Genomic DNA, 25,200 nt, shown 5'->3' with positions numbered 1-25,200 from the left:
CCACCACCGGGGGTGTTCCGGGAGCCCCCTCGCCGGCGCCGGGACCCACCGACCGATGATGGTGTGATGACGCAGACACCTGCCCCAGCGACCGACCGACCCGCCACCACCCCACGGGAACTCGCGGACCGATACGTCCACCGGCTGGCGGACCTGGACCCGGGTGTGGCCACGTCGCTCGGTCTGCGCCCCCACGACGACCGGGTGCCGGACTACTCGCCGGCCGGCCAGGAGGCCAAGGACGACCTGGACCGGGAGACGCTCGCGGCGCTGGACCGGATCGAGGCGTCGGCCGGGAGCGATGGTCTGGAACCGCTGGAGGCGCGGTGCGCCACCCTGTTGCGCGAGCGCCTCGGCGTGCAGCTGGAGGCCTCGGCCGCCGGGGAGCACCTCCGGGCGATCCGCAACATCTTCTCCCCGGCCCACGCCGTCCGGCAGCTGCTCACCATGATGCCGACCTCGACGCCGGAGGACTGGGCCTGCCTCGGTCGCCGCATGGCCGGTTTCCCGCAGGCCTACGACTCCTACGTGGAGTCCCTGGAGGAAGGGCGGCGGCGGGGTCTGTTCGCCGCGCCGCTCCAGGTGGAGACGGTCATCGGCCAGTACGACGAGTGGGTCGGTACGGAGCCCGGGCAGACCTGGTTCCACAACCTGGTGGCCGGCGCACCGGACGAGCAGTCGGGCGACCTGCGGGCCGCCGCCGACACGGCCGTCCGGGCGGTGGCCGACCTGCGGGACTACCTGCGCACGACCTACCTGCCCGCCGCGCAGGGCACCCCGGACGAGGTGGGCCGGGAGCGCTACCTGCTCAACGCGCGACGCTGGATGGGCGCCGACCTGGACCCCGAGGAGACCTACGCCTGGGGCTGGCAGGAGTACCTGCGGATCAACGCCGAGATGCAGGAGCTGGCCGGAGAGATCCTGCCCGGCTCCACCCCCGTCGAGGCGATGCGTCACCTGGACGACCACGGACGGTCGGTCGAGGGCGTCGAGCAGGTGCGGCAGTGGCTCCAGGACATGATGGACCGGGCGATCCGGGACCTGGACGGCACGCACTTCGACATCGCCGAGCCGATCCGCACCGTAGAGGCGATGATCGCGCCGCCGGGCAGCGCGGCGGCACCGTACTACTCCCGCCCTTCCATGGACTTCAGCCGGCCCGGTCGGACCTGGCTGCCGACGATGGGGCGGACCACGTTCCCGGTCTACGACCTGGTCAGCACCTGGTACCACGAGGGGGTCCCGGGCCACCACCTGCAGCTCGCCCAGTGGGTGCACGTGGCCCCACAGCTCTCGATCTACCAGACCTCCATCGGCTCCTCCAGCGGCGCCACCGAGGGGTGGGCGCTGTATGCCGAGCGGCTGATGGACGAGCTCGGCTACCTCGACACCGAGGAGCGGATGGGCTACCTGGACTGCCAGATGATGCGGGCCGTCCGCGTCGTGGTGGACCTGGGGATGCACCTGGGCCTGACCATCCCGGAGGACTCCCCCATCGCCCCCGGCGAGACCTGGACCCCGCAGCTGGCGGCGGAGTTCTTCGCCGCGCACTCCGGCCGACCCCAGGACTTCATCGACTCCGAGATCGTCCGCTACCTCGGCTGGCCCGGGCAGGCGATCTCCTACAAGCTGGGCGAACGGGCCTGGCTCGCCGGCCGGGAGGCCGCCCGGAAGGCCCACGAGTCGCGGGGAGAGACCTTCGACCTCAAGGCCTGGCACATGGCCGGCCTCTCGCTCGGCGCGCTCGGCCTGGACGACCTGGAGCGGGAGCTGGGCAGGCTCTGAGACCGGCCGGTCGCCGTCCTGGGGACACCGCTTCGCGAGGACACCGCGTCGTCAGGACACGGATTCGTCAGCAACCGCGTCGACGGCGCGGCCGAGCACCCCGGCCAGCTCGACCGGGTGGGTCAGCGGGAGCAGGTGGGTCGCCCGCGGCACCGTCACCTCCTCGCACCGCCGGCAGTGGGCCCGGAACTGCCTGACCCCGATCCGCATCTGGTCGTACTGCCCGTTGACCAGGACGACGGGGCAGTCGACGGCCGACAGCAGCGCGGGACGGCAGTCCTGCATGACCGCGGTCCAGGCGTCCGCCATCGCGGCATACGCGGCGTGCTCGGGTAGCTGTTCCTCGGGCGTGCCCAACCGGCGCAGCAACCGGTCGACCCCGCCGCCCATTCGCTCGTAGCCGATGCGCGGCAACACCGCCGCGAACGCCTTGTAGACGACCGCGGCACGGCTGCCCGGGTCGGCGCTGGCGCCGATCAGCACGAGGGCGGCGAGGCGGTCCGGGTGCGTGGCGGCATACGCCGAGGCCAGGTACCCGCCGAGGCTGTGCCCCGCCAGCACGACCGGCTGGCCCGGGGCGGCACCGGCGACGGCGTCCGCGATCACGGCGACGGCCGCGTCGGTGGTGAAGGTCTCCCCGAGCCGGCTGCCGTGGCCCGGCAGGTCCGGGGCGACCACCTCCGCGCGCGGCAGCAGCTCGGCATACGGCGCCCACTGCCGGTGGGACATGCGGGTCCCGTGGATCAGGACGAGACGGGGCCGCACGCCGCCTACGCTAACGGGTGTGAACACCCCCCGCTCGCTGCCGGCGACCGCCCGGGACACCACCGCCGAGGAGCCGTGGCCGGTCCGGACGCTGTCCATGAAGATCTCCGACTACGTCGACAAGATGAGCCCGTTGTGGGTCGAGGGGCAGATCGTCCAGCTGAACCACCGGCAGGGCATGTCCCGCGCCTACCTGACCCTGCGGGACACCGACGTCGACATGTCCCTGTCGGTGTCCATCCCGGTGAACGCGATCAACGCGATGCCGTCCCCGCCCCAGGAGGGGGCGCGGGTGGTGGTGCACCTCAAGCCCCAGTTCTGGACCAAGCGGGGCACCCTGCAGATGGACGCCCGGCAGATGCGGCACGTCGGCGTCGGCGAGCTGCTGGCCCGGCTGGAGCACCTCAAGCAGCTGCTCCGCTCCGAGGGGTTGTTCGAGCCGGGCCGCAAGAAGCCCCTGCCCTTCCTCCCCCGGCGGATCGGGTTGGTCTGCGGTCGCAACACCGCCGCCGAGCGGGACGTCCTCGCCGGCGTGCGGCGGCGCTGGCCCTCGGCGGCCTTCGAGATCCGGCAGGTCGCGGTCCAGGGTCCGGACACCGTGCCCGGCGTGAGCGCGGCGCTGGCCGAGCTGGACGCCCGGCCCGACGTGGACGTCATCATCCTCGCCCGGGGCGGCGGGTCGTTCGAGGACCTGTTGCCGTTCAGCAACGAGGCCCTGGTGCGCGCGGTGGCCCAGGCCACCACCCCGGTGGTGAGCGCGATCGGTCACGAGACCGACACCCCCCTGGTGGATTTCGTGGCCGACCTGCGCGCCTCCACCCCCACCCACGCGGCCAGCCGGGTGGTGCCCGACCGCGAGGAGGAGCTCGGCGGGCTGCACACGGCCGTCACCCGGGGACGCCAGGCGCTGTCCCGGCGGATCGCCGCCGAACGGCGCGCCCTGACCGCGCTGACCAGCCGGCCGGTGATGACCGACCGCGCCGCGATCCTGGACCGGCACCGCGCCGACGTAGAAGCCACGACCCACCGGGGCCGGAGCGTGCTCGCCGCCCGTCTCGACCGGGAGCACGACCGCGTCGCCCACCTCGCCCGGCACCTGCGGGCCGTCTCCCCCCAGCACACGCTCGAGCGGGGGTATGCCGTGGTGCGGCACCCCGACGGCACGATCGTGCGGGACCAGGACGAGGTGGAGGTGGAGGGCCTGCTGCGGGTCACCGTCGCGCGGGGCGACTTCGCGGTGCGCGCCGTCGGCTGAGCCGTGCCGTCCTCAGGTCGCGCTCCGGGCGTAGCTGAGCATCATCACGCCGTTGTCCCAGGCCCGCTGATCGGTCAACGTCCACCGCTCGGGCGCGAAGTCCCCGTCGAAGAGCCGGACGCCGGACCCTGCCACGACCGGATGCAGCTTGAGCACCAGCTCGTCGATCTCCGGGCGGAGGACGCCGGCGATCCGCCCGCCCCCGCACAGCCAGATGCCCCTCCCTGGTTCCTGCTTGAGCTCTCGCACCTTCGCGATCGGGTCGGTCCGGACCAGTTCGACCGACGGGTCGGGGCTCTGGACCATCGTCGTGGAGAAGACGATGCTCCGCAGGTGCCGGAAGGCGTTCGTGGTGCCCTCCCGCAACCCCACCTCATAGCTGGCCCGGCCCTGCAGGACCGTGTCGAAGTGCCGGTGGGGAACGTCCTCGATCCCCACCTGTGCCCGCAGGTGGGTCGGGACCATCTCGGGGTACTCGCGCATCTGCGGCTCGGCGTGCGGCCCCTCCAACAGGAAGAAGTCCGGGTTGTCGTTGGCCGGGCCGGTGATGACCCCGTCGAGGGTGGTGGCGACCAGGTAGGTGAGCTTTCGCATGGGATCAGTCCTTGATGGAGAGTCATTCACTACGATTGAAGTACTTCACTAGTAGTACTCTGCTTGTCGTGGTGAAGCAACAGAGATTCCGCGACGACCCCGCGCGGGCCGTTCGACGCAGGAGGTAGGTTTCCGTGGCACGCAATCCCCAGCGCCGGACGGCGCTCGTCGACGCGGCGATCGACGTGCTCGCCCGCGAGGGCGCCCGTGGCCTCACCTTCCGCGCCGTCGACGGGCAGGCGGCAGTCCCCGTCGGCACGACATCCAACTACTTCGCACGGCGGGACGACCTGCTGGACCAGGTCGCCGAGCGGATCCACCTGCGGCTGCGGATCGCCCCGACCGGGGTCGACGGCGCGGAGCCCCGGGAGGTGCTCACCGCACTGATGCAGGCGTTGTTCTGGCGGATCGCCGAGGACCGGACCGGGTGGCTGGCACTGCTCGAGCTCCGCCTGGAGGCCACCCGCAGACCCGGGCTCCGGGCGGCGCTCACCCGGACCCTCCGGGACAACCTGATGGGCAACGTCGCGGGGCGACGCGAGAGCGGCCTGGCAGGAGACGACACGATGACCGTCCTGCTCTACTACGCGATGACCGGACTGATCCTGGAGCACCTCACGCTGCCGGCCGTGCTGGAGGACATGGACCCCGATGCCCTCGTCGCGGAGTTCGTCGCGCGGTCCCTCCCCGCCAGCTGAGGGGTGCGCTCAGGTGAGGTGGTCGAAGTCGCCGCGCACCCACCCGATGTGCCGGTCCGCCGAGCGGCGCAGCACCTCCCTGCCGCCGGCCTCGATCCGGTTGCCGAAGTTGCCGATGATCCGGTCGAACTCCAGCGCCCCCAGCTGGCTGGCCAGGCGCTCGACCACGGCGGCGGACAGCGGGATCTTGTTGGGGTAGCTGCGCAGGAAGCCGACCGACGCGCGGTCCGGGTTGGGGAAGACCGAGTCACCGGTGAGCAGCACGCCCCTCCCCTGCGCGCCCGCCGACCAGTGCGCCACGGAGCTGCCGGCGAAGTGGCCGCCCACCTGGAGGAGGGTGAGCCCGTCGGCGAGTTCGCGACGGCCGGACCAGTACTCCAGGACCGGGTCGGGGCGTCCCACCCACTCCCGGTCCGCCTCGTTGACCAGCACCGACGCACCCAGCGCCCGGGCCCACTCCACCTGGACCCCGAACATGTGCGGGTGGCTGGCGGCCACCGCCAGCACCGGGCCCCGCCCGAGCACCCGCTGGACCGTGGCGTCGTCCAGGTATCCGGTCGGGTCCCACAGGAGGGACCCCTCCGGGGTGGTCACCAGCTGCGCGGTCTGGTTGATCCCGACCCTCGGCTCGACGGTGATGCCGACCAGCCCGGGTTCGGTCTCCTCCCACACCAGCCGGGCCCCCGCCGCACGCTGCTCGGCCAGGTCGGTCCAGAGCTGGCCGGCGGCCGGCACCCACTGGCGCTCGTCGGCGCACACCGGGCAGACGTCCGGCAGCGGCTCGGCATACTCCACCGCGCAGGTGGCACAGATCTTCATCGGCCCCAGGCTACGTCCCGGGCGCCGTGGCGACGCGCGAATTTCCGCGCGGTTAGGCTGCTCGGATGGCCGACACCACCGAGCAGCCCAGCGACGGGACCGACGTTTCCGACCTGACCTACGAACAGGCAAGGGACGAACTGGTCCGGATCGTCGCCCGGATCGAGAGCGGGGACGCACCCCTGGAGGAGTCGATGACCCTCTGGGAACGCGGGGAGGCACTCGCCGCCCACTGCCAGGCCAAGCTGGACCAGGCGCAGACCCGGCTGGACGCGGCGACCGCCACGGGACAGGGACCCGAGGAGGCCGGGGCCGACGGCAGCGGCAGCGGCGATGGCGAAGACGACGAGCCCGCGCCGCCCATGGACGAGGCCGGGGAGGACTCCTGAGTCCGTCGCCGGACCCGGGCACAGCACGCCTGCGACCGGTGCGGGCGGACGACGCCCCCGCCGTGCTGGAGGCGTTCCGGGGCGCGGGGATGGACCGGCAGGGCGAGGTCACCACGCCGGACCAGGCCCGGGAGTGGGTCGGCCGGATGCTGCCCGGCGAGGAGGACCGCGTGGTCTTCGCCATCGACGTCGACGGCACGATGGTGGGCTGCATCGGGATCGGCCCGATCGACCGGGCCAACCGGACGGGGTGGTTCTGGTACTGGACCCGCGAGGACCAGCGCGGCAGGGGACTCACCTCGCGGGCGGCCGCCACCGCCGCGACCTGGGCACTGACCGACGGTGGGCTGGACCGGCTGGAGCTGGGCCACCGCGCCAACAACCCGGAGTCCGGCGGGGTCGCCCGCGCCGCCGGGTTCGTCCAGGAAGGGGTCGAGCGGGGCAAGTTCCTGGTGGAAGGGGTCCGCGTGGACGTCCTCACCTACGGCCGGCTGGCCACCGACCCGGCGCCGACCGTGGCCCCGCTCCCGGTCGACCGGTGAGCGGCCCGGCCCGGACTACTCGCTGAACACCTCGAGCTGCTCGACGAACTCCACCATCTCGGCATCGGTCGCCGAGCCGTGCACCACCGCGGTGGTCGTGCGGTCGCCCTCCGCCGGCAGCACCAGCGCGGTGGTCCCGTTGCCTGCCCACTGCTGCCAGGTGTGCTCGCCGTCCGGGGCGTCCAGCGGGATCTCACCCAGTTGCGCGGTGTCCCGCAGGGCCATCTCCAGCCAGGGGTCCTGCGCCCGGTCGGTCACCGACAGGGCCAGGTAGCCGTCGCTGGGGGTCACCACCCCGAGGCGCCAGGTCTGCTGGTCGGCGAGGGTCTCGAAGAGCACCGTGGTCACCGTCCAGTCCGCACCGAGCTCCCCGGGAACGTAGAGCGGCCAGTCGACCTGGGTCTGTGCGTACGAGGCGACGCTGACCACGTTGGCCTCCTGGTGCTGCACCCCGCGGTCCCCGGGCATCAGCGCCCACACCCCGAACGCGAGGGCGAACACCGCGACCAGGGAGTAGATCATGTTCTTGGTCGAGTAGGACAGCAGGCGCTGCATCCGCTTGTCCGCCGACGGGGCGGTCGCGGGGGCGGCGGCTGGTGTGGTGTCCTGCGGCGCGTTCACACCCCCATCGTCCCACCCCGTGCGGACGGTATCGTCGGGGCCAGCACCGTCGCACCCCGGAGGAGACCACATGGCACCCGAGCAGACCCGCCCCGCGAAACGAGATGCGGTCATCCCCGACCGCAACCTGGCCCTCGAGCTGGTCCGCGTAACCGAGGCGGCCGCCCTGGCCGGCAGCCGCTGGGTCGGTCTGGGCGACAAGAACCGGGCGGACGGGGCCGCCGTCGAGGCGATGCGCACCGTCATCTCCCGGGTCGCCATGGACGGCGTGGTGGTGATCGGTGAGGGCGAGAAGGACGAGGCGCCGATGCTGTTCAACGGCGAGCGCGTGGGGGACGGCACCGGGCCGGGCGTGGACGTGGCCGTCGACCCGATCGACGGCACCACCCTGACCGCCAAGGGGATGGACAACGCCATCTCGGTCCTGGCGGTCTCCGAGCGCGGCACCATGTACGACCCGAGCACCGTGTTCTACATGGACAAGCTGGTCACCGGACCCGAGGCCGCGGACGTGGTCGACATCCGCCTCCCCGTCGCCGAGAACGTCCGGCGGGTCGCCAAGGCCAAGCGCAAGGACCTGGAGAACGTCACGGTGATCATGCTGGACCGCCCGCGGCACCAGGACCTGGCCCAGGAGGTCAGGGACGCCGGCGCCCGGCTGCGGTTCATCACCGACGGCGACGTCGCCGGCGGCATCGCCGCGGCCCGCGAGGAGTCCGGCGTCGACCTGCTGCTCGGGATCGGCGGCACCCCCGAGGGGATCATCACCGCGTGCGCCATCAAGGCCCTCGGCGGGGTGATCCAGGGCAAGCTGTGGCCCAAGGACGACGACGAGCGCCAGGGCGCCATCGATGCCGGGCACGACCTGGACCGGGTGCTGGCGACCGACGACCTGGTCACGGGCGACAACTGCTTCTTCGTCGCCACCGGCATCACCAGCGGGGAACTCCTGCGGGGCGTGCGCTACGGCTCCGGCATCGCGATCACCAACTCGCTGGTGATGCGGTCCAAGTCGGGCACGATCCGGATGATCGAGGCACACCACCGGCTGGACAAGGTGGCGGCGCTGGCCGGGCAGGGCGGCTCCTGATGGCTCGGGCCGACCGGGTCGTCGTCATCGGCGAGGCGCTGATCGACGTCGTCGAGCCGACGGACGGACCGGCCCGGGAACACGTCGGGGGCTCCCCCGCGAACGTCGCCGTCGGCCTGGCCACCCTCGGGCACGGGACCCGGCTCGCGGCCCACATCGGACGCGATGACCGCGGGCGCCGGATCGTCGACCACCTGCAGGAGCACGGGGTCGGTCTGGTGGACGGCAGCGACCGCGCGGTCCGCACCTCGACGGCGACGGCCCGGCTGGACCCCCAGGGCGGGGCCGGTGGGGCGACCTATGTCTTCGACCTGACCTGGGAGGCGCCGGAGGTCGACCTGACCGGTGCGGGGCACCTGCACGCCGGCTCGCTGGGGGCGACCGTCGAGCCGGGCGGTTCCGCGGTCCTGGAGCTGATGTCCCGGGCCCGCGACTCCGTGACGGTCTCCTACGACCCCAACCTGCGCCCGACGCTGATGGGTGAGCCCCACGAGGTGCGCGGGCGGATCGAGGAGTGCATCGGCCGCTCCGACGTGGTCAAGGCCAGCGAGGAGGACATCGAGTGGCTGTATGTCGGGGCGCCGCTGGCCGAGGTCGCCCACCTCTGGGGGCTGCTCGGTCCCTCCGTCGTCGTCGTGACCCGGGGCGGTGACGGGGCGCTGGTCCACCTGACCTCCACCGACACCGACCACCAGCAGGCCGGGCGGCGGGTGGAGGTCGTCGACACCGTCGGGGCCGGGGACTCGTTCATGACCGGGCTGCTCTCGGGCCTCCTGGACGCCGACCTGCTCGGCGGGACGCAGGCACGGGAACGGCTGCGGGCTGCCTCCCTGGAGGACGTCCTGCCAGCCGTCGAGCGCGCGGTCGACTGCGCCAGCTACACGGTGGAGCGGGCCGGTGCTGCAGCACCGACCCGCTCCGAGTTGGGGATCACCGACTGACCCGCCGGGTCGGTGACCGATCGGTCACCGACCCGGCGCCGGTCAGCTGGCCTGTTCCTTGTCGAGCCGCTGGGCCCGCTCCAGCGCCCGCTTGCGCTCCTCCTCGCTCTCCCGGGAAATCCGGGCGGCCTCCTCCTCGTTCCGGGTGAGGTTGTCGCCGCTCTCCGGGTCGAAGACGTGCATCTGCATCGGGTCGAAGTGGAAGGCGGTGTGGTCACCCTCCAGGATCCGCGACCGGGCATCGAGGTTGACCACCATCTGGGTGCGCATCCCCTCACCGTCCAGGTCACGCTCCAGCTCGTCCAGCTTGGACTGGACGCTCGGGTCGGACTCGAACGGGATGTAGGCATACTGCTCGTTGCCCAGCCACTCGGTGACGTCCACCGTCGCCTCGAAGCCGATCGAGTTGTCGCCGGGCGGGTTGACCTTGGAGTCCTTGAAGTACTCCGGCCGGATGCCGACGATGACCAGGTCCTTGCCCTTGACCTTCGCCGCGAACTCCGGGCCGTAGGGGACCTCGCAGAACGGCAGCACGAGCTTGCCCTCCTCCACCCGGGCCGGCAGGAAGTTCATCGGCGGGGACCCGATGAAGCCGGCCACGAACAGGTTGACCGGCTGCTCGTACAACTCCCGCGGCGACGCGCACTGCTGCAGGACGCCCTTCTTCAACACGGCGACCCGGTCACCGAGGGTCATCGCTTCGGTCTGGTCGTGCGTGACGTAGATGGTCGTGGTGCCGAGGCGCCGCTGCATCCGGGAGATCTCGGTGCGCATCTGCCCGCGCAGCTTGGCGTCGAGGTTGGACAGCGGCTCGTCGAACAGGAACGCGTCCGCGTCCCGCACGATGGCCCGGCCCATCGCCACCCGCTGGCGCTGACCACCGGAGAGGTTGGCCGGCTTGCGCTCCAGGTGCTCGTTCAGCTCCAGCATCTCCGCGGCCCGCTTGACCCGGGCGGTCACCTCGTCCTCGGTGAACTTGCCCTTGGCCAGCCGCAGCGGGAAGGCGATGTTCTCGTAGACCGTCAGGTGCGGGTAGAGCGCATAGTTCTGGAACACCATCGACAGGTTGCGGTCCCGTGGTGCCAGGTCGTTGACCCGCTTACCGCCGATGACCATGTCGCCGTCGGTGATGTCCTCCAGCCCGACGATCATCCGCAGCAGGGTGGACTTCCCGCAGCCGGACGGTCCGACCAGGATCATGAACTCCCCGTCCCCGACGTCGATGCTGACGTCGTTCACAGCCGGGAAGCCGTCGCCATACCGCTTCACGATGTTCTTCATTTCGATGGAAGCCATGAGACATCAACCCTTCACTGCGCCGGAGGTCAGACCGGCGACGATCTTTCGCTGGAACAGCAGGACAATAATGATGATCGGGATGGTGGAGACCACCGCGCCCGCCGCCAGCAGCGAGGCCGGTCGGTTGAACGGGTCGGACCCGACGAAGAAGGAAAGCGCCGCCGGGATCGGCCTGGCGGCCTCCGTGGAGGTCAGCGAGATCCCGAAGACGAAGTCGTTCCAGGCGAAGAAGAAGGTCAGGATCGCCGCGGTGAACACGCCGGGTGCGGCGAGCGGCACGATGACCTTGCGGAACGCCTGCCACGACGTGGCGCCGTCGACCTGGGCCGCCTGCTCCATCTCCCACGGGATCTCGCGGAAGAAGGCCGACAGGGTCCAGATCGCCAGCGGCAGGGTGAACGACATGTAGGGGATGATCAACCCCAACCAGGTGTCGTAGATCCCGAGCGTGCGCCACATGTCGAACAGCGGCCCGACGAGCGAGACCACCGGGAACATCGCGATCACCAGGGCGGTGGTCAACACGAACTTCTTGCCCTTGAACTCCAGCCGGGCGATCGCGTAGGCCGCCAGCGTCGCCAGGATCACCGAGGCGAGGGTGGCGATGAGCGAGATGCCGATGGAGTTCAGGATCGCCCTGCGGAACTGCTCGTCGGCGATGACGTCGGCATAGTTCTGCCAGCCGGCGCCGCCGTCCGAGGTGGGCAGGAAGCCCGGGCTCCCCGTCGTGATCGCGTCCTGGGACTTGAACGACAGGGAGATGATCCACGCCACCGGGAGCAGGCACCAGATGAGGATGAGTGCCGCGCCGATGACGATGCCGATGCGATTCTTGGTAGCCATATCAGGACTCCTGCCGTGCTGCGCCGAGGTCCACCCGGAAGATCTTGACGATGAGGAAGGCCACCACCAGGACCGAGAGGAACAACAGGACCGAGAGTGCGGATCCGATGCCGAGCTGGAACTGCTCGATCACCTGCCTATAGGTCAGGAACGAGACCGACTCCGTGCCCTGGGCCCCGGCGGTCATCACGAAGATGTTGTCGAAGATGCGGTAGGCGTCGAGCGCCCGGAACAGGATGGCCACCATGATGGCGGCCCGCATGTTGGGCAGGATCACCTTCCACAGCCGTTGCCACCAGGTGGCCCCGTCGACCTTCGCCGCCTCGAGCATGTCCTCGGAGACCGTGGCCAGCCCGGCCAGCAGCAGCAGGGACATGAACGGCGTGGTCTTCCAGATCTCCGAGACCATGATCGCCGAGATCGCCGAGCCGTACTGGCCGAACCAGTTGAAGCCGTCCTCGACGAACGGCAGCCAGGCGTTCACGAAGCCGTTGTTGTTGCTGAACGCGAACTGCCAGGCGAAGCCGGAGACCACCGTGATGATCCCGTAGGGGATCAGGATCGAGGTGCGGATCAGCCCGCGGGCGAAGACCACCCGGTGCATGACCATCGCGAAGATGAACCCGATCACCAGCTCGACCGCCACGGTGACGACCATGATGAAGACGGTGTTGGCGGTGACCTTCCAGAACAGCGGGTCGGACAACGCCGTCAGGTAGTTGGCCACACCGACGAACTCGGTGTCATCCGGTGCGGTCAGGCTGTAGTTGGTGATGGACAGGTACAGCGCCCGGAGCATCGGGAACGCCGTCACCACCAGCATCAGCACGACGGCCGGTGCCACCAGCCGCATGCCCAACCGGTTCTCTGCCCGCGCCCGGTCGGAGAGCTCCGGCTTGCGCTGCGCGTGTTTGCCCGTCGTCGGGGCCGTCGTGACGCTCACAGCAGCCTCCTTCCGTCAAGGACGTCTCGCAGGAAGGTGGCCGACTCCTGCGGTGTCGTGGCGGGGTCCACCGCCGTGGGTGAGTGCCAGACCGACTGGATCGCCGAGGAGATCTGGCTGTAGAACGCGCTCTTCGGGCGGGGGCCGCCCTCCTCGATGCTGACCTGGAAGAGCTCCAGCAGGCTCGGGTCGTAGGCCTCCTGCAACTCGCTGGACTCGTAGGCCGACTGCCGGGCCGGCATCAGTCCGTCGTTGACGGCCAGCTCGGTCTGCGCGTCGGCGTCGGTGATGCACTCGGCCGCTTCCAGGGCGAAGTCGGTGTGCTCGGAGTAGGCCCCGACGCCGATGTCGATGCCGCCGATCGGGGGCTTGGAGTCCTGCCCCTCGATGGTCTGCGGGTAGCGGGCCCAGCCGAGGTCGGCGAACTCCTCGTCGCTGACCTGGCCCTCGTAGTTCTTGTAGACGAAGGTCCAGTTGAGCATGAACTCACCGGCTCCACCAGGGGCGTCCGGGTCGGCCGGGAACATCCGGCCCAGGCTGGTGCCCTCGTTGGACACCGTGAAGTCCGGCTGCCGGGCCTCCGAGTCGGCGAGCTTGGCGATGATCTCGGCCGCCGCCGTCCCGGCCTCGGAGTCGATGTCGACCTGCGCCTCGCGCCCGGCCTCGGTGTTGGAGACGATGTCGCCCCCAGCGCCGAGCACCATCGCGTTGATCCAGACCGTGTACGCCTCGTAGCGGTTGGCCTGCACGCCCACGGTGCCGTTGTTCTCCGCGGCGGCGTCGATGATCTGGTCCCAGGTCACGGGTTGCTCCATGTCCAGACCGGCCGCCTCGGCCAGCGACTTGCGGTACCACACGACCTGGGTGTTGGCCCACTGCGGAGCGGCATACACACCGTCGTCCCACTGGACCGTGTCGGCGGCACCGGAGAGCACGTCGTCGTCGACCACCCGGCCGGCCACGTCGTCGGGGAACCGCTCCAACCAGCCGGCGTTGGCGAACTCGGCCACGAACACCGGGTCCAGGCTCATCAGGTCGGTCGAGCTGTCCTCGGCCGCGAGCCGGCGGGCCAGCTGGGTCCGCTGGTCCGTGGCGCTCGCGGGGAGCAACTGGATGGCGATGTTGTAGTCGTCGGTGCTGCACCGGTCCGCGATTGCCGCCAGCGTGTCCTGGCCGTCCGGGTTGATGTACCAGTTCAACTGGGCGGTGCCGCCGTCGTCACCGCCGCATGCCGCAAGTCCCATCGTCGCTGAGGCCGCACACAGCATCACGGCCACCCGGGAGCGATATCGGGATTGCCTCATATCGGACTCCTTCGTCTGATCCGTGCGCGGACGGGCCGCGCTCGTGCTGTCATCAAACACCCCACGCCCCGACATTGCCAGAACCATCGCTGCGCGGGTCCCGTTTACCCTGTAGCCATGCCCGACTTCCGGTATTCCGATCTGCTCCCCATCGGTGCGGACGACACCCCGTACCGTCTGGTGACCACCGAGGGGGTGCAGGTGCTGGACGGCCCCGGGGGTCGGCGGTTCCTCCAGGTCGCGCCCGAGGCCCTGCGGCTGCTCACCGAGACCGCGATGCACGACATCGCGCACTACCTGCGGCCGGGGCACCTGCGCCAGCTCCGCGCGATCCTGCGGGACCCCGAGGCGTCCAACAACGACAAGTTCGTCGCGCTGGACCTGTTGAAGAACGCCAACATCGCCGCGGGCGGTGTCCTGCCGATGTGCCAGGACACCGGCACCGCGATCGTGATGGGCAAGCGGGGGCAGCACGTCCTCACCACGGGACCGGACGAGGAGGCCATCTCCCGTGGGGTCTTCGACGCCTACACCCGGCTCAACCTGCGCTACTCGCAGATGGCGCCGATCACCACCTGGGAGGAGCGGAACACCGGCTCCAACCTGCCGGCCCAGATCGAGCTGTATGCCGACACCACCCCCGGTCACGAGTCGGCATACAAGTTCCTCTTCATGGCCAAGGGCGGGGGCTCGGCCAACAAGTCCTTCCTCTACCAGGAGACGAAGGCGCTGCTGAACCCGTCGCGGCTGATGGAGTTCCTGGACGAGAAGTTGCGCTCGCTGGGGACGGCGGCCTGCCCGCCCTACCACCTGGCGATCGTCCTGGGGGGCACCTCGGCGGAGTTCGCGCTGAAGACGGCCAAGTACGCCTCGGCGCGGTACCTGGACACGCTGCCCACCGAGGGCACGATGGCCGCCCACGGCATCCGCGACCCCGAGCTGGAGGAGCAGGTGCACGAACTCACCCGTGGCTTCGGGATCGGTGCCCAGTTCGGCGGCAAGTACTTCTGCCACGACGTCCGGGTGATCCGGCTCCCCCGGCACGGTGCCAGCCTGCCCGTGGCGATCGCCGTGTCCTGTTCGGCGGACCGTCAGGCGCTGGGCAAGATCACCGCCGACGGGGTCTTCCTGGAGCAGCTGGAGACCGACCCGGCCCAGTTCCTGCCCGAGGAGGTGGACGCCGACCTGGACGCCGAGACGGTCGGGGTCTCCGGGACCGGCAAGCAGTCGTCCGTGCCGATCGACCTGAACCAGCCGATGGACCGGATCCGGGAGGAGCTGAGCAAGCACCCGGTCAAGACGCGCGTCTCCCTCACCGGACCGCTCGTCGTGGCCCGGGACCTGGCCCACGCCAAGATCAAGGAGCGGTTGGACGCCGGCGAGCCGATGCCGGACTACCTGCGCGACCACCCGGTGTACTACGCCGGGCCCGCCAAGACCCCCGAGGGGATGCCCTCCGGGTCGTTCGGTCCCACGACCGCGGGACGGATGGACTCCTACGTCGAGCAGTTCCAGGCGGCGGGGGGATCCCTGGTGATGCTGGCCAAGGGCAACCGCAGCCAGCAGGTCACCGACGCCTGCCAGCGGCACGGCGGGTTCTACCTCGGCTCGATCGGCGGGCCCGCGGCGCGGCTCGCCCAGGACTGCATCCGGTCCGTCGAGGTCCTGGAGTACGAGGAGCTGGGTATGGAGGCCGTCTGGAAGATCGAGGTGGAGAACTTCCCCGCCTTCATCGTCGTCGACGACTCGGGCAACGACTTCTTCGCGAGCGTGAGCAAACCACTGGCAATGACCATCGAGAGGCGGCCGGGACTGTGACCGAGACACCACGGACAGAGCCGTTCGCCGACCTGCTGGCGGCGAACCGGCGGTATGCCGAGTCCTTCGCCCAGGGCGGCTTCGACGGCATCGCACACGCCGGGGTGGCGGTCGTCACCTGCATGGACTCCCGGATCGAGCCGCTGGCGATGCTCGGCCTGCACCACGGGGACGCGAAGATCTTCCGCAACCCCGGTGGTCGCGTGACCGAGCAGGCGATGGAGGCGCTGGTCCTCGGGGTGCACCTGCTCGGGGTGCGCCGGATCCTGGTGCTGCCGCACACCCGGTGCGCCATGTCGTCCAGCTCCGAGGAGGAGTTGCAGCGGCAGGTCGGCGCCTCGGCGGGGATGGACGCCTCGTGGCAACGCTTCCGGGTGGTCACCGACCAGTTGGAGGCGCTGCGGGCCGACGTGCACATCGTGGAGTCCCACCCGCTGATCCCCGACTCCACCGCAATCGGCGGTTTCCTGTACGACGTGGACACCGGCCTGCTCACCCGGCACGCCTGACCCATACGATCAAGACATGTCGACGCCGCCCAGCACCGGACACCTACCGCTCGCGCCGGGCCACGAGGCCACCCGGGAGGACTGGGAGAAGGCCGTCGCCGGGGTCCTGCGCAAGAGCGGTCGACTGGCCGCCGACGCCCCGGACTCCGACATCTGGCAGGCCCTGACCGGCACCACCCTGGACGACATCGCGGTGCTCCCGCTCGGGATTCCCGAGGCCGACGCCGGGCTGCCCGACCCGGGCCTGCCGGGGCAGGCCCCGTTCACCCGGGGCGCGGGCGCGACCCGTCCGTTCGGCGCCTGGGACATCCGTGCCCGCTTCGAGGACCCCGACGCGGAGCGCACCGCCCAGCACGTCACCGACGACCTGGAGAACGGCGTCACCTCCCTGTGGCTGGTCCTCGGCAAGGGCGGCATCGACCTCCAGGACCTGGACACCGTCCTGGAGCCGGTGCTGCTGGACCTGGCGCCGGTCGTGCTGGACGCCCCCGAGGAGCCGGTCCGGGCGGCGTCGGCCTTCGTCCGCCACCTCGTGCACCGCGAACTCACCCCCGCTCCGGGCACCAACCTCGGCGCCAACCCGATCGGTCACCGCGACAAGCGCCCGATGGCCAAGGAGGTCGTCCGGGACGTCGCCGACCTCGCCGCCCGCGAGGGCCTGCGGGCGATCATGGTCGACGGCACCGCTGTGCACGACCGCGGCGGCTCCGACGTCCAGGAGCTCGCCTACACGATCGCGGCCGGCGCGGAGTACCTGCGGCTGCTGGCCCAGGCCGGCCACAGCCCGGACACCTCCGCCGGACTCATCGAGTTCCGGTACGCCGCCACCGCCGAGCAGTTCCCGACCATCGCCAAGTTCCGCGCGGCCCGCCAGCTCTGGGCGCGGGTGCTGGAGCTCAGCGGGGTGCCCGCCGAGCGCCGCGGGCAGGCCCAGCACGCGGTCACCTCCCGCCCAATGATGACCCGCTACGACCCCTACACCAACATGCTCCGCACCACGGTCGCCGCCTTCTCCGCGGCCGTCGGGGGCGCCGGAGCCGTGACCGTCCTGCCCTTCGACGAGCCCCTCGGGCTGCCGGAGGGCTTCAGCCGCCGCATCGCCCGCAACACCTCCAGCCTGCTGGCCGCCGAGTCGCACGTCGCGGCGGTCACCGACCCGGCCGGCGGGGCGCACGCCGTCGAGCGGCTCACCCAGGACCTCGCCGAGGCGGCCTGGGAGCTCTTCGGCCGGGTCGAGGAGAACGGCGGTCTGATCCACGACCTCAAGGACGGCTCCTGGGACCGCGCCATCGCCGCGGTGGTCCGGCGGCGCCGCCAGCAGGTGGCCCTCCGCACCCGCCCCATCACGGGGCTGAGCGAGTTCCCCCAGGTCGCCGAGACCCTGCCGCAGCGCCGCCCGTATGCGGTCCCCCGCGAGGTCGTCCGCAACGGCGCGGACTTCGAGGAGCTGCGCGACGCGCCCGCGGCCACCCCGCTCTTCGTCGCCACCATGGGCCCCGTCGCCCAGCACACCGCCCGCGCCACCTTCCTGACCAACCTGCTCACCGCCGGCGGCATCACCGCCCGCACGGTCGGGGCCACGACCGGCGTCGACGACGTCCTGGCGGCCTACCGTGGGGAGCCCGTCGTGGCGCTGGCCGGCAACGACGCCGCGTATGCCGGGTGGGGCGAGGAACTGGTCGCCGCCCTCCGCGCGGCCGGGGCCCGGCGCGTGATCCTGGCCGGCACCCCCCGCCCGGGCCAGCAGGTCGACGACCACGCGGCGGCCGGGGACAACGCGCTCGACTTCCTGCACCGCACCCGCGAGCACCTGGACCGACCCCAGCCCGAGACGAGCCAGGAGGGCGACCAGTGACCCACGTGCCCAAGTCCTTCGCCGGTTTCCCCCTGACCGGCGAACAGACGCCCACACCCGACCGGACGGCATACGACCGGGCCGTGGCCGACACCCAGCCGTGGGCGGCACCCGAGGGGATCGACATCCAGCCGCTCTACACCGCCGCCGACCTGGCCGGGTTGGACGCCCTCGACACCTACCCGGGGATCGCGCCGTTCCTGCGCGGGCCGTACCCGGCGATGTACACCACCCAGCCGTGGACCATCCGGCAGTACGCCGGCTTCTCCACCGCGGAAGAGTCCAACGCCTTCTACCGCCGCAACCTGGCGGCCGGCCAGAAGGGCCTCTCGGTCGCCTTCGACCTGGCGACCCACCGCGGCTACGACTCCGACCACCCCCGGGTGCGCGGCGACGTCGGCATGGCGGGCGTGGCGATCGACTCGATCTATGACACCCGGACCCTGTTCGACGGGATCCCGCTGGACCAGATGAGCGTGTCGATGACGATGAACGGTGCGGTGCTGCCGGTGCTGGCGCTCTACATCGTGGCGGCCGAGGAGCAGGGGGTGGCCCCGGAGCAGCTGGCCGGGACCATCCAGAACGACATCCTCAAGGAGTTCATGGTCCGCAACACCTACATCTACCCCCCGGCGCCGTCGATGCGGATCGTGGGCGACATCTTCTCCTACACGGCGGCCAAGATGCCGCGGTTCAACTCGATCTCGATCTCCGGCTACCACATCCAGGAGGCCGGGGCCACGAACGACCTGGAGCTGGCCTATACGCTGGCCGACGGGGTCGAGTACATCCGGACCGGGTTGGACGCCGGGTTGGACATCGACGCGTTCGCCCCGCGGCTGTCCTTCTTCTGGGCGATCGGGATGAACTTCTTCATGGAGGTCGCCAAGATGCGGGCCGCCCGCGCGATCTGGGCACGGCTGGTGTCCGACTTCGGCCCGCGGAACCCGAAGTCGTTGTCGCTGCGCACCCACTGCCAGACCTCCGGCTGGTCGCTGACCGCGCAGGACGTCTACAACAACGTGCAGCGCACCGCGATCGAGGCGATGGCCGCCACGCAGGGACACACCCAGTCGCTGCACACCAACGCCCTGGACGAGGCGATCGCGCTGCCCACGGACTTCAGCGCCCGGATCGCGCGCAACACCCAGCTCCTGATCCAGCAGGAGACCGGCACCACCGGCATCGTCGACCCGTGGGGCGGTTCCTACTACGTCGAGCGGCTCACCCACGACCTGGCGGACCGGGCCTGGGAGCACATCCAGGAGGTCGAGCGGGCCGGTGGGATGACCCGGGCGATCGAGGAGGGCATCCCCAAGATGCGGATCGAGGAGTCGGCCGCGCGCACCCAGGCGCGGATCGACTCCGGTCAGCAGTCGGTCGTCGGCGTCAACATCTTCCAGGTCGCCGACGAGGAGCCGTTCGAGGTGCTCAAGGTCGACAACGACGCGGTGTATGCCGCGCAGCTGGCCAAGCTGGAACGGCTCCGTGCGGAGCGGGACCCGCAGCAGGTCGAGACCGCCCTGCACGCGCTGACCCGCAGCGCCGAGCAGGGTGGCGGCGGATCGATGGAGGGCAACCTGCTCGGGCTGGCCGTCGACGCCGCCCGGGCGAAGGCGACGGTGGGCGAGATCTCCGACGCGCTGGAGAAGGCCTGGGGCCGGCACCGGGCGGTCATCCGTACCATCTCTGGCGTGTACCGCCAGGAGGCCGGGGGCGCCGGCAACGTCGAGAAGGTGGTGGCCGCGACCGAGGAGTTCGAGGCCGCGGAGGGTCGTCGTCCGCGGATCCTGGTGGCCAAGATGGGCCAGGACGGGCACGACCGCGGCCAGAAGGTGATCGTCACCGCGTTCGCCGACATGGGATTCGACGTCGACGTCGGCCCGCTCTTCTCCACCCCGGAAGAGGTCGCCCAGCAGGCGGTCGACGCCGACGTGCACGTCGTAGGCGTCTCCTCGCTGGCGGCGGGCCACCTCACCCTGCTCCCCGCGCTCCGTGCGGCGCTGGCCGAGTTGGGCCGGGAGGACATCATGGTCGTGATCGGCGGGGTCATCCCGCCCGACGACGTGGCCACGTTGCGGGAGATGGGGGCCGCCGAGGTGTTTCTGCCCGGCACGGTGATTGCCGACAGCGCCCTGTCGCTGCTGGAACGGCTCCGCGCGGGCCTCGGTCACTGACCCGATGGCCGTCGACATCGACCAACTGGCCGAGGACGTCCTGGCCGGCAACCGCACCGCGCTGGCCAGGACGATCACCCTGGTGGAGTCCAGCCGTGCCGACCACCGGCTGGCCGCCCGGGAACTGCTGGCCACGCTGACCCCGCACGCCGGTGGCGCCGTGCGCGTCGGCATCTCCGGGGTCCCCGGCGTCGGCAAGTCGACCTTCATCGAGGCCCTGGGCAGCTGGCTGATCGGACAAGGTCACAGGGTCGGGGTGCTGGCGGTCGACCCCTCCAGCGTCCGCACCGGCGGCTCGGTGCTGGGCGACAAGACGCGGATGTCCCAGCTGTCCGCGAGCCCCTCGGCGTACATCCGGCCCTCCCCCAGCGCCGGCACCCTGGGCGGCGTCGCCCGGGCGACGGCGCAGGCGATCACCGTCCTCGAGGCCGCCGGCTTCGACGTGGTGCTGGTGGAGACCGTCGGCGTCGGGCAGTCCGAGGTCACCGTGGCCGGGATGGTCGACACCTTCCTGTTCCTGACCATCTCCCGCACCGGCGACCAGCTGCAGGGCATCAAGAAGGGCATCCTGGAGCTGGCCGACGTCATCGCCGTCAACAAGGCCGACGGGGACCGGGTCACCGAGGCGGAGGCGACCGCCAAGGAACTGGCCGGGGCGCTGCGCCTGGTCTACGCCGGCACCCAGAACTGGGTCCCGCCGGTGCTCACCTGCTCCTCGCTGGAGGGGACCGGGGTGGAGAAGGTATGGCGCAGGGTGTTGCGGCACCGGGAGTTCCTGGGCCGGCGCGGGCTGGCCCAGAAGCGGGCCCGGCAGCAACTGGACTTCACCTGGGCGCTGGTGCGCGACGAACTGGACTCCCGGCTCGCGGCCAACGCGGCCGTCGCCGAGGTCCGCGGGGCGGTGCGGGAGCGCGTGATCGCCGGCGAGCTGACCGCCGTGGGCGCGGCGGATCTGATCCTCGAGGCCTACGACGGGTCGGCCCGGGACCGCTAGATTTGGCGGTGTGAGATACGACCCGGACATGACCCGGGCCCCGACCGGGTTCCGGCTGCGGCCCCGTCGGGCCCTGGTCCAGATGGTGCGCCGGGTCCGTGCCTACCTGCCCTCCCTGTTGCTCGCTGCGGCGGCGGCGGGGATCGCCTACCTGTTGGCGCTGCTCGTCTTCTCCTCCCAGCACGCCATGTTCGCCCCGATCGCGGCGATCGTCTCGACCGGGCTCACCGCGGGCCAACGACTGTTGCGCGCCATCGAGATCACCGCCGGGGTCGTGCTCGGGCTGATCCTGGCCGATGTGCTGGTGGGCTTCGTCGGGCTGGGTGCCTGGCAGCTGTCGCTGGCGGTCTTCCTGGCGATGACGGGCGCGGTGGCCTTCCGGGCCAGTCCGTTGATGGCCAACCAGGCGGCCGTCGCCGCGGTCATCGTGGTCGCCCTCGCGCCCTACCAACAGGCGCCGCCGCAGGTCCGGTTGTTCGACGCGATGATCGGTGGCGCCGTGGCCATCGTGCTCAACGCCTTCCTCTCCCCCGACCCGCAGAAGGTGGCCGCGGACCGGACCCGGGACACCCTGGAGGAGGTCAGCAGCGCGCTGCACCTGATGGTGCGGGCCCTGGAGACCACCGACATCCGGCCCGCCACGGAGGCCCAGACCAAGCTCAACGAACTGGACGGGGCCCGGGCCTTGATCGAGGAGGCCCTCCTGGCCGTCGGTGAACGGCTGCAACTGTCCCGGGGACGGCGCCGGCTCAGCGAGCGACGGCGGCTCCGGGCGGTCTACCAGGTCGTCGAACGCCTCGACCTGTTGCTCACCACCGCGCGCTCGATGGCGCGCGCCACCGCGAGTACGGTGCGGCACGGCGAGGCGCCCGACGGCCGGATCGTCACGGCGGTCGACCAGTACGCCCGCGCCATCGGTGACCTGCGCCGCTGGGTGGGCGGGCAGACCAGCGGCGAGGTGGTCCGCGAGCACGCCCTGCGGGCCGCCGCGACCGCGTCCTCGACGCTCACCGTGACGCAGCGCCCCACCAGCAACGTCATGGTCTGGCAGGTCAGGTCGGCCGCGGTCGACCTGCTCCGGATGACCGGGCTGTCGCACCGCGACGCCATCCGGTCCCTGGAGGGATTCGCCGGACGCACCGACCGGATCCGCATCCGTCCCCGCCAGGAGGCGGACACCGAGGACGCGGGTGAGACCGTGACCGGGGACGGCGCCACGGTGGCCGCCGGGGCCGAGGTCGTCCCGGCTACCGAGGGCGGTGTCCTCCAAGCCGTCGAGGACACGGCCGTCGAGGACACGACCGTCGCGGACGCGGCCGTGGCGGTCCCGATCCGTCGCCCCCAGGACACGGAGGAGGACGCACCGCCCGACGCACCGGACCAGCAGCGGCGCCCCGGACTGCCCTGACCGCGGGCGCGTGCTAGGCGGCGCTCCGGGTCAGGCCAGGTCGGAGGGGTCGGTGTTGGCCCCGCAGAGCACGACGCAGACCCGCTCTCCCGGCTCCGGCCGGTAGCCGTGCGGGCCCCCAGCCGGACCGTCACCGGTGACCAGCAGGGCCGCCAGGGCGGTGGCCGCCCCGTGCTCGACCGCGAGCCGGTGCTCCTCCCAGATCCGCTGGCGTGCCGACACGATGGCGTCGTCGGGCACCAGCACCGAGGTGGCACCGGCCTGCTGGGCGGCGGCGAGGGCCATCGCGGAGGCGCGCCGAGCGCCGAGCGAGTCCGCGGCGACCGAGGCCACGGGGACGTCGACCGGTGCGCCCGCCTCCACCGCTGCGTTGAGGGCCCGGCAGTGCTCCGGCTCGACGGCCACGACACGGACGCCGTGGTGCTCCGCCGCGGCGGCGACGCCGCTGAACAACCCGCCGCCGCCGACCGCGACGACGACCGTGTCCAGGTCGGGGAGGGCGGCGTGGATCTCCTCCATCAGGGTGCCCGCACCCGCGGCGATCAGCGGGTCGTCGTAGGCGTGCGAGGTCAGCGCCCCGCTGGCGGCCGCGAACTCCCGGCAGGCCTCCAGCGCCTCTGCATACTCCGAGCCGACCAGGCGCACGGTGGCGCCGTAGGACCGGAGCCGGGAGACCTTGACCCGCGGCCCCTTCGGGCAGGAAGACGGTGGCGGCGACGTCCTGCTGCTGCGCCGCCCAGGCGCAGGCCAGCCCGGCGTTGCCGCCGGAGGCGATCGTGACACCGGCGCCACGCAGCGTGCCGTCCGCGAGGTGGGCGCGGAGGAAGTTGACGGCCCCCCGGGCCTTGAACGAGCCGGTGTGCTGGAGGAGCTCCAGGGCCAGGTGCAGGCGGGGCGCGTCGTCGGCGGAGGACCCGTCAGCGCGGAGCCGGCCGAGGTCGGCGGGGGTCAGCGCGACGGGCCGGATCCGTCCCGTCGTCCGCTCCGCCGCCGCCCGGACATCGGCGTAACGCAGCCGGGCACCCTGCGGATCCTCCGGTGCGCCGCTCATCGCAGCGCGAGGCGCTCTCGGACGACGCCGACGAGACGGTCGGCATACTGCTGCGCGCGCTCGCTCGAGTCGGCCTCGACCATCACCCGCACGACGGGCTCGGTGCCGGACTTGCGCAGCAGCACCCGTCCCCCGCGGCCGAGTTCCTCCTCGACCGCAGCCAACTCGGCCCGGACCCCCTCGTCCCCCTCCAGGGCGTCCTTGTCGACGTCCTTGACGTTGATCAGGACCTGCGGCAGCCGGGTCATCACGCTCGCGAGCGCACTGAGCGGCTTGGCGGAGGACACCACGCTCGAGGCCAGGGCGAGGGCGGTCAGCACCCCGTCCCCGGTGGTGCCGTGGTCGAGCATGATGACGTGCCCGGACTGCTCGCCGCCGAGGCTGTAGCCCCCGGCCCGCATCTCCTCCAGGACGTACCGATCCCCCACCTTCGTCTGCTTGACGGTGATGCCGTGGGCCTCCATCGCCCGGAGCAGCCCGAGGTTGCTCATCACCGTCGCCACCAGGGTGTCGTCCTCCAGCCGGCCCCGCTCGTGCAGGTCCACGGCCAGGATCGCCATGATCTGGTCGCCGTCCACGACCCGGCCGTCCGCGTCGACCGCCAGGCAGCGGTCCGCGTCACCGTCGAAGCCGAACCCGAGGTCGGCCCCGCGCTCTGTGACCGCGCGCTGCAGCTGCTCCAGGTGGGTCGAGCCGTAGCCGTCGTTGATGTTGAGCCCGTTGGGGTCCGCCCCGATGACGTCCACGGTGGCCCCGGCGCGGCGGAACACCTCGGGCCCGACGTGGCTGGCGGCGCCGTGCGCGGCGTCGACGACCACGTGCAGGCCGTCCAGGCGTGCGGGGACGGACTCGCGCAGGTGCTCCAGGTAGAACTCGCTCCCCTGCGGGAACGGCCGGATCCGGCCCACCCCGGCCCCGGTGGGCCGCTCCCAGTCATTGCCCATCCGGCCGGTGATGGCGTCCTCCACGTCGTCGGGCAGCTTGTGCCCGCCGGCCCCCAGGAACTTGATCCCGTTGTCCGGCATCGCGTTGTGCGAGGCGGACAGGACTGCGCCCATCTCCGCGGACATCCGCTTGGTCAGGTAGGCGATCGCCGGGGTGGGCAGCACTCCCGCGTCCAGCACGTCGACGCCGGCCGAGGCCAGGCCGGCCATGACCGAGTGCCCGAGGAACTCGCCCGAGGCCCGGGGGTCGCGCCCGACGACCGCGATCGCCCGGGCACCGCCGTAGGTGCTGCGTCCCCCCAGCTCGTGGGCCACCGCCACGGACAGCTGTAACGCCAACTCCGCGGTGAGGTCCCGGTTGGCCAGACCGCGCACACCGTCGGTCCCAAAGATTCGTGCCATGTGTTGTCTGCCTTCCGTGCCAGGCCGCAGTGAGCGGGCCCCCGAGCAGTATGCCGTAGGTCCGTCGTCCGGGGGGTGCCCCGGACACGCCGACGGCGGCCCCGGAGGCCTGCGGATGCAGGTCCCGGGACCGCCGACGGTCCCGATCCAGGCT

At 71.6% G+C, this 25,200-nt stretch carries 22 protein-coding genes and 1 pseudogene; 13 read left to right on the top strand and 10 right to left on the bottom strand.

Annotation, left to right across the window (positions count from 1 at the left end; all coding sequences use genetic code 11):
* The first annotated feature begins 66 nt into the window (after positions 1–66).
* Positions 67–1,785: a DUF885 domain-containing protein gene (locus FB467_RS05875; protein ID WP_141784268.1), complete on the top strand. Its 1,719-nt coding sequence runs from the start codon at positions 67–69 to the stop codon at positions 1,783–1,785.
* 51 nt (positions 1,786–1,836) lie between these two features.
* Here the strand turns inward: FB467_RS05875 and FB467_RS05870 are convergent, their stop codons facing one another.
* A complete protein-coding gene (locus FB467_RS05870; protein WP_228392999.1) occupies positions 1,837–2,550 on the bottom strand; it encodes an alpha/beta fold hydrolase in 714 nt (237 codons plus the stop codon).
* Between the two features lie 19 nt (positions 2,551–2,569).
* On the opposite strand from FB467_RS05870, the gene xseA reads away from it, so the two are divergent.
* Positions 2,570–3,805, top strand: coding sequence for an exodeoxyribonuclease VII large subunit (xseA, locus tag FB467_RS05865; RefSeq protein ID WP_228393000.1), 1,236 nt, complete (start codon positions 2,570–2,572; stop codon positions 3,803–3,805).
* Positions 3,806–3,817: 12 nt separating this feature from the next.
* On the opposite strand, the gene FB467_RS05860 is transcribed toward xseA, so the two are convergent.
* Positions 3,818–4,399 (bottom strand): dihydrofolate reductase family protein, encoded by a 582-nt coding sequence (locus FB467_RS05860; RefSeq protein ID WP_141784265.1) that lies wholly within the window; start codon positions 4,397–4,399, stop codon positions 3,818–3,820.
* Between the two features lie 134 nt (positions 4,400–4,533).
* Here FB467_RS05860 and FB467_RS05855 point away from each other — a divergent pair, with 134 nt between their 5' ends.
* Positions 4,534–5,097, top strand: coding sequence for a TetR/AcrR family transcriptional regulator (locus FB467_RS05855; RefSeq protein WP_141784264.1), 564 nt, complete (start codon positions 4,534–4,536; stop codon positions 5,095–5,097).
* A 9-nt stretch (positions 5,098–5,106) separates the two neighbouring features.
* Here the strand turns inward: FB467_RS05855 and FB467_RS05850 are convergent, their stop codons facing one another.
* Entirely contained in the window at positions 5,107–5,916 is an 810-nt protein-coding gene (locus FB467_RS05850) for an MBL fold metallo-hydrolase (protein ID WP_141784263.1), read from the bottom strand.
* Between the two features lie 65 nt (positions 5,917–5,981).
* Here FB467_RS05850 and FB467_RS05845 point away from each other — a divergent pair, with 65 nt between their 5' ends.
* Together FB467_RS05845 and FB467_RS05840 are read left to right on the top strand one after the other, a co-directional pair.
* Positions 5,982–6,305 carry an exodeoxyribonuclease VII small subunit gene (locus tag FB467_RS05845; RefSeq protein ID WP_141784262.1) on the top strand — a complete coding sequence of 108 codons (324 nt, stop codon included), beginning with the start codon at positions 5,982–5,984 and terminating at the stop codon, positions 6,303–6,305.
* A 38-nt stretch (positions 6,306–6,343) separates the two neighbouring features.
* Positions 6,344–6,847, top strand: a complete 504-nt coding sequence (locus tag FB467_RS05840) for a GNAT family N-acetyltransferase (protein ID WP_228393001.1) — start codon at positions 6,344–6,346, stop codon at positions 6,845–6,847.
* Positions 6,848–6,862: 15 nt separating this feature from the next.
* On the opposite strand, the gene FB467_RS05835 is transcribed toward FB467_RS05840, so the two are convergent.
* The gene (locus FB467_RS05835; protein ID WP_170230580.1) at positions 6,863–7,468 is read right to left on the bottom strand and encodes a DUF4245 domain-containing protein; all 606 of its coding nucleotides are present in this window, start codon (positions 7,466–7,468) and stop codon (positions 6,863–6,865) included.
* A gap of 70 nt (positions 7,469–7,538) precedes the next feature.
* On the opposite strand from FB467_RS05835, the gene glpX reads away from it, so the two are divergent.
* Positions 7,539–8,558: a class II fructose-bisphosphatase gene (gene glpX, locus FB467_RS05830; RefSeq protein WP_141784260.1), complete on the top strand. Its 1,020-nt coding sequence runs from the start codon at positions 7,539–7,541 to the stop codon at positions 8,556–8,558.
* Positions 8,558–9,499: a carbohydrate kinase family protein gene (locus tag FB467_RS05825; protein WP_141784259.1), complete on the top strand. Its 942-nt coding sequence runs from the start codon at positions 8,558–8,560 to the stop codon at positions 9,497–9,499. The genes glpX and FB467_RS05825 overlap by 1 nt, the downstream gene beginning before the upstream one ends.
* A gap of 42 nt (positions 9,500–9,541) precedes the next feature.
* Here the strand turns inward: FB467_RS05825 and FB467_RS05820 are convergent, their stop codons facing one another.
* Genes FB467_RS05820 through FB467_RS05805 form a run of 4 tightly spaced genes read right to left on the bottom strand, consistent with a single transcriptional unit; the run spans position 9,542 to position 13,888 of the window.
* Positions 9,542–10,795 carry an ABC transporter ATP-binding protein gene (locus tag FB467_RS05820; RefSeq protein ID WP_141784258.1) on the bottom strand — a complete coding sequence of 418 codons (1,254 nt, stop codon included), beginning with the start codon at positions 10,793–10,795 and terminating at the stop codon, positions 9,542–9,544.
* A gap of 6 nt (positions 10,796–10,801) precedes the next feature.
* Entirely contained in the window at positions 10,802–11,641 is an 840-nt protein-coding gene (locus tag FB467_RS05815) for a carbohydrate ABC transporter permease (RefSeq protein WP_141784257.1), read from the bottom strand.
* Between the two features lies 1 nt (position 11,642).
* A complete protein-coding gene (locus tag FB467_RS05810; RefSeq protein ID WP_280525430.1) occupies positions 11,643–12,584 on the bottom strand; it encodes a carbohydrate ABC transporter permease in 942 nt (313 codons plus the stop codon).
* Positions 12,581–13,888: an extracellular solute-binding protein gene (locus FB467_RS05805; protein ID WP_170230578.1), complete on the bottom strand. Its 1,308-nt coding sequence runs from the start codon at positions 13,886–13,888 to the stop codon at positions 12,581–12,583. The genes FB467_RS05810 and FB467_RS05805 overlap by 4 nt, the downstream gene beginning before the upstream one ends.
* Before the next feature lie 117 nt (positions 13,889–14,005).
* On the opposite strand from FB467_RS05805, the gene FB467_RS05800 reads away from it, so the two are divergent.
* The 6 genes from FB467_RS05800 to FB467_RS05775 all read left to right on the top strand — a co-directional run bounded on the left by FB467_RS05800 (position 14,006) and on the right by FB467_RS05775 (position 22,649).
* The gene (locus FB467_RS05800; RefSeq protein WP_141784255.1) at positions 14,006–15,706 is read left to right on the top strand and encodes a fumarate hydratase; all 1,701 of its coding nucleotides are present in this window, start codon (positions 14,006–14,008) and stop codon (positions 15,704–15,706) included.
* Positions 15,703–16,215: a beta-class carbonic anhydrase gene (locus FB467_RS05795; RefSeq protein ID WP_141784254.1), complete on the top strand. Its 513-nt coding sequence runs from the start codon at positions 15,703–15,705 to the stop codon at positions 16,213–16,215. Before FB467_RS05800 ends, FB467_RS05795 begins: the two co-directional genes overlap by 4 nt.
* A 16-nt stretch (positions 16,216–16,231) precedes the next feature.
* Positions 16,232–18,070 (top strand): methylmalonyl-CoA mutase subunit beta, encoded by a 1,839-nt coding sequence (locus tag FB467_RS05790; RefSeq protein ID WP_141784253.1) that lies wholly within the window; start codon positions 16,232–16,234, stop codon positions 18,068–18,070.
* An 83-nt stretch (positions 18,071–18,153) separates the two neighbouring features.
* A complete protein-coding gene (scpA, locus tag FB467_RS05785) occupies positions 18,154–20,247 on the top strand; it encodes a methylmalonyl-CoA mutase (protein WP_228393008.1) in 2,094 nt (697 codons plus the stop codon).
* Between the two features lie 4 nt (positions 20,248–20,251).
* The gene (gene meaB, locus FB467_RS05780; protein ID WP_141784251.1) at positions 20,252–21,241 is read left to right on the top strand and encodes a methylmalonyl Co-A mutase-associated GTPase MeaB; all 990 of its coding nucleotides are present in this window, start codon (positions 20,252–20,254) and stop codon (positions 21,239–21,241) included.
* A gap of 10 nt (positions 21,242–21,251) precedes the next feature.
* Positions 21,252–22,649 (top strand): FUSC family protein, encoded by a 1,398-nt coding sequence (locus FB467_RS05775; protein WP_141784250.1) that lies wholly within the window; start codon positions 21,252–21,254, stop codon positions 22,647–22,649.
* Between the two features lie 30 nt (positions 22,650–22,679).
* Here FB467_RS05775 and FB467_RS05770 read toward each other — a convergent pair.
* Together FB467_RS05770 and glmM are read right to left on the bottom strand one after the other, a co-directional pair.
* Positions 22,680–23,700 (bottom strand): annotated as a pseudogene (locus FB467_RS05770) (serine/threonine dehydratase).
* Positions 23,697–25,046 carry a phosphoglucosamine mutase gene (gene glmM, locus FB467_RS05765; RefSeq protein ID WP_141784249.1) on the bottom strand — a complete coding sequence of 450 codons (1,350 nt, stop codon included), beginning with the start codon at positions 25,044–25,046 and terminating at the stop codon, positions 23,697–23,699. The pseudogene FB467_RS05770 and the gene glmM overlap by 4 nt, the downstream one beginning before the upstream one ends.
* Positions 25,047–25,200 lie beyond the last annotated feature (154 nt).

The sequence above is a fragment of the Ornithinicoccus hortensis genome, assembly GCF_006716185.1.
In the GTDB taxonomy this organism is placed as follows: Bacteria; Actinomycetota; Actinomycetes; order Actinomycetales; family Dermatophilaceae; genus Ornithinicoccus; species Ornithinicoccus hortensis.
This window is presented reverse-complemented; position numbering and strand designations above follow the sequence as displayed.

Bases quoted from the DNA above. Each gene is read 5' to 3' on its own strand.
- FB467_RS05850 (WP_141784263.1), bottom strand. From the start codon at position 5,916: ATGAAGATCTGTGCCACCTGCGCGGTGGAGTATGCCGAGCCGCTGCCG.
- meaB (WP_141784251.1), top strand. From the start codon at position 20,252: ATGGCCGTCGACATCGACCAACTGGCCGAGGACGTCCTGGCCGGCAAC.
- FB467_RS05790 (WP_141784253.1), top strand. From the start codon at position 16,232: ATGTCGACGCCGCCCAGCACCGGACACCTACCGCTCGCGCCGGGCCAC.
- FB467_RS05805 (WP_170230578.1), bottom strand. From the start codon at position 13,888: ATGAGGCAATCCCGATATCGCTCCCGGGTGGCCGTGATGCTGTGTGCG.
- FB467_RS05860 (WP_141784265.1), bottom strand. From the start codon at position 4,399: ATGCGAAAGCTCACCTACCTGGTCGCCACCACCCTCGACGGGGTCATC.
- FB467_RS05820 (WP_141784258.1), bottom strand. From the start codon at position 10,795: ATGGCTTCCATCGAAATGAAGAACATCGTGAAGCGGTATGGCGACGGC.
- FB467_RS05815 (WP_141784257.1), bottom strand. From the start codon at position 11,641: ATGGCTACCAAGAATCGCATCGGCATCGTCATCGGCGCGGCACTCATC.
- FB467_RS05875 (WP_141784268.1), top strand. From the start codon at position 67: ATGACGCAGACACCTGCCCCAGCGACCGACCGACCCGCCACCACCCCA.
- FB467_RS05800 (WP_141784255.1), top strand. From the start codon at position 14,006: ATGCCCGACTTCCGGTATTCCGATCTGCTCCCCATCGGTGCGGACGAC.
- FB467_RS05845 (WP_141784262.1), top strand. From the start codon at position 5,982: ATGGCCGACACCACCGAGCAGCCCAGCGACGGGACCGACGTTTCCGAC.
- glpX (WP_141784260.1), top strand. From the start codon at position 7,539: ATGGCACCCGAGCAGACCCGCCCCGCGAAACGAGATGCGGTCATCCCC.
- glmM (WP_141784249.1), bottom strand. From the start codon at position 25,046: ATGGCACGAATCTTTGGGACCGACGGTGTGCGCGGTCTGGCCAACCGG.
- FB467_RS05825 (WP_141784259.1), top strand. From the start codon at position 8,558: ATGGCTCGGGCCGACCGGGTCGTCGTCATCGGCGAGGCGCTGATCGAC.